General features: G+C 41.5%; 8 protein-coding genes. 5 read left to right on the top strand and 3 right to left on the bottom strand.

The features are described 5' to 3' along the window. Positions 1-67: 67 nt before the first annotated feature. A complete protein-coding gene (locus tag H605_RS0101675; protein WP_232321207.1) occupies positions 68-2,353 on the top strand; it encodes an S-layer homology domain-containing protein in 2,286 nt (761 codons plus the stop codon). Positions 2,354-2,701: 348 nt separating this feature from the next. Here H605_RS0101675 and H605_RS0101670 read toward each other — a convergent pair whose 3' ends face one another. Further along, the gene (locus H605_RS0101670) at positions 2,702-4,726 is read right to left on the bottom strand and encodes an S-layer homology domain-containing protein (protein WP_037561361.1); all 2,025 of its coding nucleotides are present in this window, start codon (positions 4,724-4,726) and stop codon (positions 2,702-2,704) included. 309 nt (positions 4,727-5,035) lie between these two features. Here H605_RS0101670 and H605_RS0101665 point away from each other — a divergent pair, with 309 nt between their 5' ends. Next, positions 5,036-6,505 (top strand): O-antigen ligase family protein, encoded by a 1,470-nt coding sequence (locus H605_RS0101665; protein WP_029052596.1) that lies wholly within the window; start codon positions 5,036-5,038, stop codon positions 6,503-6,505. A gap of 16 nt (positions 6,506-6,521) precedes the next feature. On the opposite strand, the gene H605_RS0101660 is transcribed toward H605_RS0101665, so the two are convergent. After that, a complete protein-coding gene (locus tag H605_RS0101660) occupies positions 6,522-6,806 on the bottom strand; it encodes a hypothetical protein (RefSeq protein ID WP_211225421.1) in 285 nt (94 codons plus the stop codon). 482 nt (positions 6,807-7,288) lie between these two features. Between H605_RS0101660 and H605_RS17190 the strand changes: the two genes are divergently transcribed. Together H605_RS17190 and H605_RS0101650 are read left to right on the top strand one after the other, a co-directional pair. Beyond that, positions 7,289-9,565, top strand: a complete 2,277-nt coding sequence (locus tag H605_RS17190) for an S-layer homology domain-containing protein (protein ID WP_155979450.1) — start codon at positions 7,289-7,291, stop codon at positions 9,563-9,565. A gap of 122 nt (positions 9,566-9,687) precedes the next feature. Beyond that, entirely contained in the window at positions 9,688-10,836 is a 1,149-nt protein-coding gene (locus tag H605_RS0101650) for a polysaccharide pyruvyl transferase family protein (protein WP_029052594.1), read from the top strand. Positions 10,837-10,911: 75 nt separating this feature from the next. Here H605_RS0101650 and H605_RS0101645 read toward each other — a convergent pair whose 3' ends face one another. After that, positions 10,912-11,586, bottom strand: a complete 675-nt coding sequence (locus H605_RS0101645) for a LytTR family DNA-binding domain-containing protein (RefSeq protein ID WP_232321208.1) — start codon at positions 11,584-11,586, stop codon at positions 10,912-10,914. A 201-nt stretch (positions 11,587-11,787) separates the two neighbouring features. On the opposite strand from H605_RS0101645, the gene aceA reads away from it, so the two are divergent. Beyond that, entirely contained in the window at positions 11,788-13,068 is a 1,281-nt protein-coding gene (gene aceA, locus H605_RS0101640; RefSeq protein WP_029052592.1) for an isocitrate lyase, read from the top strand. Positions 13,069-13,158: the final 90 nt, after the last annotated feature.

The following is a 13,158-nucleotide window of genomic DNA, read 5'->3' as shown; positions in this document are numbered from 1 at the left end:
AAATGAAAAGTTAGGTATGCTATAATTGTCGAAGGAAACTACATACTATAACCAAGAAACTTAAAGAATGGAGTTGATTTTAAAGATGTTCAGCGCATCAAAGAAAAATACATACGCAATTTTTAATTCATTGCTGATCGCGGTGTTAGTATGCTTTATTGCACTGCCAATACATGCGAAAGCAGAAACAGTAAACCAGCGTTTCTCCGATGTCAGCAATGAATATTGGGCAAAAGATGAAGTAACACAGCTTGTCGAAGAAGGAATCATTAACGGTTATCAAGATTTACAATACCGTCCAGGTGTCAGCATCAAACGTGGGCAAGCCGCAAACTTGCTGACTGCTGCATTGCAATTACCTGAAGCTCCCTATCAGCCGATATTCAAAGATGTTAGCGCAAAGTCTTCCCACTTACGCGGTGCCATGTCTACTTATCAAGCAGGCATATTTAGAGGGAAGCCCGATGGTAATTTCGGTGTTAGTGATGAATTAACACGTGAACAAATGGCAAGTGTGTTAGTCAATGCATTTAAATTGAAAGATACAGGTGAAAAAGTACACTTTACTGATGAAAAGAGTATTAGTGAATCTCACAGATACGGTGTAAAAGTACTTATGCAGCACGGTATTACAACAGGTAAAGAGGATGGATCATTTGCTCCAAAACTTTCTGTTAACCGTGGTTCATTTGCTGTATTCCTACATAGAGCAATGATTCAAGCAGGAATGCTCGAAAAAAAGCAACCGATTGTTTTCAATAAAACACAAACTATGGGGAAATTTGAACCCATTCGTTTTGAACAATTTATTACGGAAGTTCCTTTGACGCAAGAAGGACAGACATACTTGCGTTCAAATCATTTCTTGTCTTTATCAGCTAAACGGGTAAAAACACATGCTCATGCAACGGATCATATTTATGTCTATGGAGTCAGTGGAAGAAAAAGCACAAAAGTTACTGTAACGAAAAGAGAATTGCCAAACGGTGATTACTTTACATTCGTAGAGTTGAGAAACCCTGACCGTCTACCGATTCGTGTCGACTTGGTACGAATTGATGGAGGCATCCAAACGAACACAATAGAACGTTTTGACAAGTTCCCAATGAAAAAAGATGTGGATGATACATTCGGATTCGATATTGCTACTTCGCCAGTGGGTGTGCTTGAAACGATTTCACAACAAGGCACTGGACAGCAAATGATATCAAAAACATATCGTTCACGTGAGCTTGAGTTAAAGTATCGTAATGGTGCAGTCAGCCGAACACGAGAACTACAGGACGAGAAAGAAACGTACAGCAATATTCTGATGGGCGATAATCGTGTATCAGTGTATGAGTTAAACTCTAGAGGATACGATGTTGTGGATCAATGGTATCTCTCATCCAATAAAAAACTCTTCTCATCAAAGGAAAGATTGGATTCATGGCTTCGGGAATCCATTACCAACTATAAAAAGCGCAACAAATGGTATACAGCTGAAGGTCCATACAATAAGATGGCGACAACTATCGAACCTATGCCTGCTTCAGGGCGAGGATATGGTCGTAATTTACTTCTAGTAAAAGAAGATCGTGTCATGCTGTTATACAACCAAACAAAAGAACGCTATTATGAAGATATTTTGCATAACTCTTTTACGAACTTAGCTGTCTTCAGAGGCAGTAAGCCATATTGGGAAACTGAAGTGACGAGTACGTATTTGACGCATTTATATAACTTTACTGCTCCATTCGTTGATACACGCTTTAATGAACAGATTGCCTTATTCCTTTATAATGGTGGTAAAGCATTCAATCATAAAGACTACAATGAAGGATTGCGTAACTATGCGAACTTGCTTGTACAGCAGCATAGAAAAGGGAATGTAAACTTCTTGTCTCCCACTGCATACTATATCCCGGATTACTTCCCAGCAAAATCGCAGGTGAAGACTCATACGTCAATGAACCATTTACTTGGCGGCATGAACATTCTCTTACTCGCATTCCAAGAGTTCAATGATCCGGTCTATTTGGAGAATGCCAGTGCCATTGAAAAAGCGATACGCTTCGAAGAGAAGAAGTGGACTCGTTCAAATGGTGACATTTGGTACAAACGTGCGCCAAATGGTCAGTTTTCAGGAACTGATTATGTTCATCTGACATTGGAAGACTTGATTTACTCTTATGAAAAGTGGTCACAAATTGATCAGTCGAAAGCCAAAGTATTCGAGCGGATGATTAAGTCGAAGGCTGGTTATTTGAACAGTACGAAAAAAGGATATACGACCAAGATCAAAGAAGGTCTGAAACGAATCAACATGTCCAACTTATTGCCAGCAGGTAAAGAGTATACGGACGCATTATAATGATGAAGACACCATCTCCGTTAGTCTGGGAGATGGTGTTTTTGTTGTTTTGCTGAGAAATGATAGGGGATGCATGTGGATTGGTGTTCCAGGCGGATTCGGGAAGGTTAATAGAGCGGTTACTAACGGACATAGAGCGTTTGCAGAGGTTCATTGAGCGGTTAATTGGTTAGATAGAGCGATTTCGAGGGATGATAGAGCACTTCTAAAGACTTTATGAGCGGATATCGTGGAAGAATGAGCGTTACACATAAAGCCATTGACACTAAGTTGTTTGTAAATGTAAGCTTCTTCACACTAAAAAACCACCTTTCCAAAGTCTCTGGAATAGGTGGTTTCATTGTTTATTTAATTCACAAGCGTAACGAGATCAGAACGGATCCAGCCGTATGGTTCATTGATTTGTGTCGTACCTGGATTGATATCCATACGCACCTTGTACCAAACAAAGCCATCTGCGCCTGTCGTACGATCTGTAACAATTAACGGATAGCCGAATGCTGCCAGATTGCCTGGATGCTTAGGCTTGTACGAGAATAGAATATTATTCCTATTCACCGTTTCAGGGCTTGTCCGAATATTCACTGCTGTATTGCCTGTATATGAAATCACAGCTAATTGCGCTTGGTTTGCATCTTTATTCCCGAGGAACTGATCGATACGCCACATATGGCCCGCAATCTTGCTTCCCCAGAAAGGATCAGATGCATACTTCATATTGAAGCCGACTGCTTTATTACCTGGAGCTGCACCATTGGCATACGCGCCGAGGGGATTTGCATAGTTTAAGTTGATGTAGCGAGTGATGAATGCATCGACGCTTCTTGTAGGATTACCATAGACTTCACCTTTATCCGGTGAAGAGTCGAATACGCGGATACCGAAAATGTTGTTTTTCTGCTGCGCATTGCCGCTCATTCCGTAATCACTCTCATGTATAGCTGTTGCTAAGATGAACATCGCATTGACGTTATGCTGTTTCTCCATTTGTTTCACATACGTACCTAGTCCAATTAATTTCGACTTGGATGTAGCATTTTTATAGCGTGCGATACCTGTTTTCTGTCTTGCTTGTAATGCGTTAGAAATAAAGCGATCTAGTTCCTGCCCAGTGTAAGTAGAAGGCTGGCGCACCGATTGAAATTGAAAGTACGGATAATAGGTAATCGTTGCGGAACCGTTCAATTCTTTAAAGTGAACTCCATCGTTACTCGTATAGGTCTGTCCTTTTTTCATTGCAGGAGAAGCTGGGCCTACTGTATATTCTGCGTAACTACCTTTATACTGTTTCGTTTTTGCATCGTATGTACGATAGTATGGTTGGTGAATTAGTAAGCCATCACTTGTTACTTTGTACTGGCTTGCACCTTTAGATAACAGTGAAGGGACTAGATCAATTTCTGCGTGTTTCGCATAATAGGTATAGCCGCCTACATCTACTACAACGCGTTCTGGGCTACTTCCTATGTAGTCCAGTTCATAACCTTTCTGCACATATGTCACTTCGTTTTTCAATGCAGGATCACTATATAGTGACGTATACTGCTTTGGATTTTCTGAAGCAAACGCCTGACCTGACTTCATCTTGATGATTTTATTATGAACGGAAATCGTTTGAATGATGGAAGAAGCATTGTATGCTGCTAATGCGTCTTCAAACGTGATGTAGGATTCATCCGTTACATTCAGCTGACTGTTGGAAATCGAGCTAACTTTATGCACTTTAGGATTGTCCGTACCGCCAACATTCGTAGGGGGACGGGTATTACCTTTTCCGTCAGCAACTGCGAACATACGGAATAAAAATGCAGAAGCATGAGCAATCGTTGCGTTACTTGTCGGTTTAAAATAGCCTTGATCTCCACGTATGATATTCAATGAAGAAGCCGCTGATACAGCCGGTATGAAGTTTGTCGAGATTTTCTTACTATCCTTAAATTGAACGGTCTTGGAATTGACAGGGATGTCAAGGAAACGGAATGCTTTAAATATCATGCCTGCCATTTGCTGTCGGGTAATCTGCTGATTCGCTTTGAATGTACCATCAGGATAGCCTGCTAAAATTCCAGCACCTGCAGCGTTTTGAATTTCAATTGTACGGGAATGGTTTGCTTTTAAATCTTTAAAGGTATATCTTGTCGAAGCAGGTAATGCGAGTGAACGTGCCAAATACGAAGCAAACTCACCACGTGTAACTGCGCGATTCGGATAGACATTCCCCTTTGCGTCCTTTTGGATAACCCCTTTATCTATCCAAAATGTCAGTTCTTGTTGCATTTGATGACTAGTGAAATCATTTGCACTCGCCACCGGTGTGAAGATAGGAGAAGCAATTAAAAGCAATAGTATCAGTACTGTAATCAAACGTTTCAAATCAAAACCTCCTATATAAATCTCCTACTATTGTAGCAGAAAGGACTAGTATTGGTAAGCAACTTTTGATATATTAATAGACTATTATTATAATAAGTTCCTATATAATGAATGGTACATATAGATCGTTAGGGTGGAAATGCATACTAATTATGTAAAATACTTATCTAAGATGAAATGCCAAATATAGCAATAAACGACAATCTGCAATTATTCAAGAAGATGCAACGAAAGCTTTCACTATTCCGTCCTAGATAGTGATATAATGCAACAAGGAACTAGCAAGCGTAGAAAGGGTTTTATAGACTAATGAATATATGGAAACAGCGATTAGAAAAACAAACCATAAGTACAATACTGATTGCAGTAGCTGTGATGCTCATCGCATTATTACTACCGTCAAAAATAGCTTTGCTTGGAACGACCTTATTTTTTGTCCTATTTACTATTGTTAAACCACAGCAAAGTATTCTATTTCTGGTGATTTACGTCAACATACGACCATTTTTGCTGGAAGTAAACAGTGGGATGAAGTTAATAGGAGATTTAATCATCTTTGTCGTATTTGCGTGGACGTTGTTCCATTACCGACATAATCTTCGTTCTCTATTTACATTTAAATGGTTTGAGTGGTCCTACTTTGCCTTTATTTTATTTGGCTCGATCGTAGGGTTCCTAAATGACGTCACACCAACGTCTATCATTTTCCAAGTTCGAACATTTTTGATTATGTATTTGCTTTACTACATCATTTCAAGAATGACGTTGACGAACAAATGGCTACAACAACTTGCGTGGGCGACGGTCTGGTTGAACGTTGTCATGTCACTTCATGGCTTGGTGGAAAAACTGTCACTGCGTCAGTGGCTACTGCCTGAAGAATGGAAGTATAAAGTTTTATCCGCAACTAATGCCGTGCGTATTTACGGACTTACTGGTAATCCAAACTCTTTGGCTTTATCCTTATTTTTCGGGATTATCGGGATCATTTATTTGCAACATGTGTACCAGCAAAATAAATACAAATGGACATTCCGTGTATTGCTCGTATTGTTCTTCGGAATACTAGTTCTTACGTATTCAAGAGGAACGTGGATTTCAGCAGTGGTGTTCGGTATTGTCTTTATCCTCATGACGAGAAAATGGTATCTCCTGAAACGACTGGTGATTGCAGGTGTCGCTTCGATTATCCTAATATATTATCCAGTAAACTTGGCTGTACAATATATACAAACGTTGGGCGTAGAAGTAGAACAGAAACCTGACGGGGCCGGAAGTATCGGGGGACGCTTCGGCGAAACGTTTGATGAGAAGAACTTAGCCCTCATGACTGAGAGCGGACGATTCTTCTATATTAGTAAGGGTTTTGAAATCTTCGGTGATCATCCTATTACGGGTACCGGATTCGGTTCATTCGGCGGTTCAGCCACATTATCGTATGGGTCACCGATTTATGATCACTATGGTATAAGTTCGGATATCTATGGTGGGAAATATTTCTATTCAGACAATCAATATATTCAAGTTATTGCAGAAACCGGTGTAATTGGCGTGCTGATTTTTGCACTCTTCCTGTTAAGTATGCTGCGGCTCTTCTGGCAATCACGTCATACGAACTTCGGTGTGTTTATGATTGCGCTATGGTTTTCAACAGGCGTTTCCGGAATGTACTATAATATCTGGGAACTGAAGATGTATACATTGTTTTACTTTATCTTGCTTGGCGCATTTGTTGCGTTCAGCAAGCAGCAAGACACATCGAAGCCTACGAATGGTTAATCTATTCGTAGGTTTTTTATTTGGCTTGTCCGCGCGTAGTTTTGTGTAAGTGATCATAGTAACGGCTTAACCGCTCATAGTTCTTGTGTATCCGCTCAATGTCGTCTGTTATCCGCTCATTGTTACCTCGTGAGCGCTCAATGCGTCCTGTTATCCGCTCATAGTTATCCCGCAAGCGCTCAATGCATCCAGCCATCCGCTCATAGCTACCTCGCAAGCGCTCAATGCGACCTGCCATCCGCTCATAGTTATCCCGCAAGCGCTCAATGCGTCCCGCCATCCGCTCATATTTACCTCGCAAGCGCTCGCTCAATGCGTCTTGTTATCCGCTCATAGTTACTCCGCAAGCGCTCAATGCATCCTGTTATCCGCTCATAGCTACCCCGCAAGCGCTCAATGCGTCCCGCCATCCGCTCATATTTACCTCGCAACCGCTCAATGCGACCTGCCATCCGCTCATATTTACCTCGCAAGCGCTCAATGCCACATGCTATCCGCCCATAACCACCCCACAAGCGCTCATTACTCAACCCAAGACCCATCCCCCCCCGACCTAAAACCAGTAAAAAACGCATAAACCCAATCCATCACTTCATGAAAACCAAAAATCGCTCTCAAATTCCATAAATTTTCTTTTCTTTACTTATTTCGTTCAAACGGTACATGAAAATCTAGGCCTTATTTGATAGACTATATATTGATAATGAGTAGAAAAGGTGGAGTTGTGTTATCGTACAGAATACTTTGCTGTCTCGCACGAAGCGGAATTTAGTTGTTACCGCTATGTCAGCAGCCATGCTAATTTCATTGCCATTCTCAGCGGCAGCAAGCACGAAAGTTGTTTCTAGTTACCCCGTGTCTTCAGGAGTTACCTATTCTCACTATACATATTCAGCAAGCAGTCACATCAATCACATAGGCGTTGATTTGAGTGATCCGTTCACGAAACTGAAAATGGGTCTTCCTGCTCCCATTTCGAAGACTGCACCTACATTGACTTTGGCAAACCGTGATTCAAAAGAAGGCCATCGCGTGGTAGGTGCAGTAAACACTTCGTTCTTCGATATGAAGACAGGTATGCCGATGTATTTGTTGTCCGAAGGGAATGAAATCGTAAATGGCGGTGTCATCTCGAGTGCGAACTCCTACTATGTCAGCCATCCGATTGCGTTTGGTGTGACTAGTAACGGTCTTTCCGAAATTGATTATTTTAATCTAGGAATTGAAGTCGGTGTCAATGGTAACAGTTTTCAAATGACAGGACTTAACCGTGAACGTCAGGCGGATGAAACGATCATCTTCACTCCGCAGCATGTGAAAAACACGACCGGTTCCAATGAATACGGTATTGAATTAGTCGTTGAAACGAATGCACCGATCACATCGACACATTATGGCCAGCAACTTCAAGGTAAAGTGGTCAACGTGCGTGGTTATGGAGATAAACAGGCAGTGACGATACCGAAAAATGGTTTTGTTGTATCCATCCATGGAAAGAAGGGGTTGGAGCGTTTCAAATCAGTAGCTGTTGGAGATCCACTTTCATTGAATCTATCAATTGATGATAAATGGAAAGACTCCGAATTCATGATGGCGAGCGGCCCGATGCTTGTTAAAGATGGACAACGCCATATCACAATGGATACGAATAACTGGCGTGCCACAGCAAAGACGGCAAGAACCGCTATCGCGATCAGTAAAGATAAAAAGCAAGTGCATATGGTGACGGTTGATTCAAGAGCTGGATACAGTAACGGCATGACATTGACCCAATTTGCAAATTATCTTGTATCAAAAGGATACGATCGCGCGTTGAACTTTGACGGTGGCGGGTCCACTACGATGGGAATTCGTAACTATGGCAGTAACGAAGTAGTATTGGCTAATCGTACATCCAATTCTACTCAGCGAAATATTTCAGCGATTCTTGAAGCGGTAAGTACTGCACCAACAGGACAACCAGCATACGTAAGTGTTTCCCGTTCTCAAGTGGGAGAAATGTTGGTCGGTGCAACTGCTGATCTGAAAATTAATTATGTATTGGATGCGCATTATAATCCCATTGTGCCAAGCTCTTCCCAATTGAAAACCACATCTGCAAAAGGAACGGTAGAAGGAACAGGTCTGACATATAAAGCGGTTCAGGCAGGGGAAGATCGCATCAGCGTCAACTACGGATTAGCAGAACAATCTTTCCCGGTCACGGTCATTGATCAGCCTGCAAGACTCGACGTGAAATCTTCTGCAACAAGCGTTAAACCAGGGGAGAAGATTACATTTACAGCTACTCCGGCAGATGCTTCCGGGAAACCAATCATCTATCAACCGCACCAATTAGTATGGAGCGTTACAAATGATATTGGTTCCATCACTTCTTCTGGAACGTTTACGGCAACCAAAGCAGGAAAAGGACAAGTGCAAGCGACTCTCGGCAAGAAAGTGATTTCTATACCGATTGAAGTGAAATCCACCGAAGTCCCAACTCAACCAGTAGAACCAGGACCTGTGCCACCTATTGTAGATAATCCGAGTAAAGAATTGTTTAAAGATGTACCGTTATCTTATGCTTACGCGACAGAAATCTATTTCTTACGTGATCGCGGTATCATTAATGGAGACACGGACGGAACGTTCAATCCAGGTAATACTTTATCAAGAGAGCACGCGGCATTAATATTAAGCCGAGCTTTCAATTTACCACCGGCAGAGGAAGCACGTAGAGAGTTCAGTGATGTACCCAAAACACATCGCTATTACAATGAAATCAGTGCGATCGCCAATGCCAATATCGTAGGCGGCCATTCTGATGGGACATTTAATCCGACAGGACAATTGACGCGTTCGCAGATGGCAATGATTTTAGTCAAAGCTTATAGTTTAGAAGGGGAGTCTGCGAAGAAGTTCATAGACGTCTCACCGCAACATGGTGCGTATAAGCAAATTCATATTCTGGCAAATCACGGAATTACAACTGGTAATGAAAAAGGCGAATTCATGCCAGGCAAGCCGGTTAACCGTGCCCAATTTAGTGCATTCCTATATAGAAGTATAGCGAAGTAATTAGAGAAGCCTTCCAATCCCTGGCATGCCCTTGGATTGGAAGGCTTTCCTGTCTTTTGAATACACTATAAAAGGTCACTCTGCTATACTTATAGCAAATGAACTGTAGAGGATGGTAAAAATTGAAAATAGGAATAGTAGGGAACTATGGAAATGACAATAACGGCGATGAAGCCATTTTATTGAGTCTTATTTCACAAGTTACGTCGACCTTCAATGTCCCAAGTGACGTCATTACGGTATTCAGCAATAACCCGAAGCAAACTGCGAAACGCTATCAAGTAAAGAGTGCACCTTTGTATTATAAAAAGGGAAACGCGGTGAAAACGTTCGGTGCCACCTATCTTCAAAACAAAAAGATCGTGAAAACATTTGACTTGCTCATTATAGGCGGTGGCGGAATTTTAATGGATCTTTATAAACGCGAAGCACCCTTATACGGATCGTACGCTATGATGGCTAAGAATTCTGGCGTTCCGTATGTGATTTACGGCTGTGGAGCAGGCCCCCTCAGTAGTGAGTTAGGCAAATGGTTTATCCGGTACATGGGTAAACATGCTGAAAGTATTTCAGTGAGAGATCCTGAATCGGCTGATTTATTGAAGTCAGTAGGCGTACAAAAACCTGTAGAAGTGATAGGGGATCCAGCCTTTTCATTAAAACGTGAGCGCAAAGCAACAGCTGATCGTCCGTTAAAAATCGGTATTACAGCTGTACCTTATTATCATGCGGGGTATTGGCCGGAGAGTAAGGAAGATATCTATCAACAGTATATAGAAGGAATGGCGAGAAATTTAGATGAACTAGCGGCTAAGCATCCTGTCGAAATCACATTCTTCGCTACCAAGTTCCCTCAAGACGCAGATGTTACGAAAGATATTCAATCCTTAATGAAGGAAGCCAAAAAAACTACAGTGATCGATCGTAATCTGTTACCGGTAGACTTACTACAAATTTCTGCTGAACAAGATATTGTAATTGGCACAAGACTACACTCGCTGATCCTAGCGACATGTACTGCAACACCTGTCATTGCCGTCTGCTATCACCACAAAGTGACGGACTTCATGAAGCTAGCAGACCTATCGGAAGTAGCTATTCCAATTGGTGAAATGCATAAAGCGGACGACCACTTCTCCAAAGCTTTCCACTCACTGGCGGCAGACTGGAAAGAGACGTGTAAAAAAACTGAAAACCTTTCCACTTTATTATATGAAGAAGCAATGAAAGGGACCAAACAATTCACCAACGCCATTAAAAAGAACAAATAAAAAAGCATATGAAATAAATCATACGCTCCGGCTGAAGACCGATCCTGAATTAGGAACGGTCTTCAGTTTTTTATATCAAAATCCTAAAAGTGCTCGCACTTCATTCAAATACGTCTGACTAACTGGTAACTCCGTACCGTCTATTAGCTTAATCACAAGATTTGAAGAGAAGTCACGTGAAATTTTTTCAATACAATTCATATTAATGATGTACGAACGATGAATTCGTAAGAAAGACCTCGGTAAACGAAGGTGTAAATCTTTCAGTGTGAAACTAATATTGTAATTATCGCCCGCTGTGTAAAACCACGTTTTCTTATGTAAACTTTCTACATAACTGACTTGATCTAATGGAATAGGAAACCATTCATCATCTTTCTTCCCTGTTAGGAACTGTAACTGATCTTTCTTGAGTACGTGGAAGTTAGGGGGGAGGATAATGATTAACGCGCCGTTTTCGCCTTGTACGTTAATAGGATAGCCGATACCGAAGTAGGATGTACCATAAAGAGAGTTGTCCATAACGACTTCTACTTTGCGCTGGTCTTTAATCGTAACTTCAGCGATACTGCCGGTCTGGATATGTTGGCCTTCCCGCAAATGAATATCATGCATACCCGGAACGTAATAGATATAGTGATCGGAAACTGCAATAGCTATAGAAGCGTCTTTTGGAACCCAGTCTTCTAATACAGAAGCGTATTGATTCAGAATTTTCTTTGGGATATCGATATTTTCCATAATCTTCATAAAATCCCCTTTTTATATAGTTATATTCCAATGTATGCCCTTTCATCCATTCTATCATTCTTTCATCCTCTAAAAAAGCCTTTTTGTCGAAATGGACTGACAATTCTGAAGTGCTGTTATATAGTAATACATAACGAAGATAGCTGTTATGAAACAGGTTGTAACAGTTAGCCGTTGAAAAATTGGGAAGGTGTGAAGATAATGTCAACAAGACAAGAACAAATTGCACAATTGGAGAAAAGCTGGGCTGAGGATAGTCGTTGGAAAGGAATCAAACGTAACTACACTGCTGAGGACGTAGTTAAACTTAGAGGTTCACTTCTAATTCAAAATACACTAGCTGAAAAGGGTGCTGCTCGCCTTTGGGAATCTCTTCATGAAGAAGATTTCATTAATGCACTAGGTGCACTAACGGGTAACCAAGCAGTACAGCAAGTTAAAGCTGGTCTACAAGCTATTTATCTAAGCGGATGGCAAGTTGCTGCTGATGCAAACCTTGCAGGACAAATGTATCCTGACCAAAGTTTATATCCGGCAAACTCTGTACCTGCAGTTGTTAAGCGCATCAACCAAGCACTTCAACGTGCTGACCAGATCGACCATGCAGAAGGCCGTGAAGACGGATTTAATTGGTTCGCTCCAATCGTAGCTGACATGGAAGCTGGTTTCGGTGGTCCATTGAACGTATTTGAGTTAATGAAAGGCATGATTGAAGCTGGAGCTGCTGGTGTTCACTTGGAAGACCAATTAGCATCTGAAAAGAAATGTGGACACTTGGGTGGTAAAGTACTTCTTCCAACTCAAAACGCAGTTCGTAACCTTACAGCTGCACGTCTAGCTGCTGACGTACTAGGCGTTGATACTGTAATCATCGCTCGTACTGACGCTGACGCTGCTGATATGGTAACTAGCGACATCGATCCAATCGATGCTCCATTCATCACAGGAGAGCGCACGAACGAAGGGTTCTTCAAAACTACACCAGGTATCAAACAAGCAATCGCACGTGGACTTGCTTATGCTGAATACGCTGACCTAGTATGGTGTGAAACTTCTCATCCATCACTTGAAGAAGCTCAAGAATTTGCTGACGCAATTCACGCGAAATTCCCTGAAAAAATGCTTGCTTATAACTGTTCACCATCATTCAACTGGAAAGCGAATCTTGATCAAGAAACAATCGCGAAGTACCAGGTTGAACTTGGTAAGATGGGCTACAAGTTCCAGTTCGTAACACTTGCTGGTTTCCACTCATTAAACCACAGCATGTTCGAATTGGCACACGGTTACAAAACTCGTGGAATGGCTGCTTACTCAGAGCTTCAACAAGCTGAGTTTGAAAATGAGGCAAAAGGATACACTGCTACTCGTCACCAACGTGAAGTTGGAACAGGTTACTTTGACGAAGTGACACAGGTAATCTCTGAAGGTCAATCTTCAACAACTGCTATGTCTGGTTCAACTGAAACAGCACAGTTCTAATAGTATAACTGCTTTACCGAATGTCACTTTTGGGAGAAAGTTTCGTTCGCTTCAACAAAGGGGTATTCATATGATAACGGATCGCAACAT

Origin of the sequence: Sporosarcina ureae DSM 2281, assembly GCF_000425545.1 — a bacterium.
Lineage (GTDB): Bacteria > Bacillota > Bacilli > Bacillales_A > Planococcaceae > Sporosarcina > Sporosarcina ureae.
The sequence above is the reverse complement of the archived record's forward strand: the minus strand, read 5'-3'. Positions and strand labels throughout refer to the sequence as shown.

What these genes read in the sequence shown, in the direction of transcription:
- H605_RS0101675 (WP_232321207.1), top strand. Translation starts at nt 68, where the DNA reads ATGGAGTTGATTTTAAAGATGTTCAGCGCATCAAAGAAAAATACATAC.
- aceA (WP_029052592.1), top strand. Translation starts at nt 11,788, where the DNA reads ATGTCAACAAGACAAGAACAAATTGCACAATTGGAGAAAAGCTGGGCT.
- H605_RS17190 (WP_155979450.1), top strand. Translation starts at nt 7,289, where the DNA reads ATGTCAGCAGCCATGCTAATTTCATTGCCATTCTCAGCGGCAGCAAGC.
- H605_RS0101645 (WP_232321208.1), bottom strand. Translation starts at nt 11,586, where the DNA reads ATGAAGATTATGGAAAATATCGATATCCCAAAGAAAATTCTGAATCAA.
- H605_RS0101665 (WP_029052596.1), top strand. Translation starts at nt 5,036, where the DNA reads ATGAATATATGGAAACAGCGATTAGAAAAACAAACCATAAGTACAATA.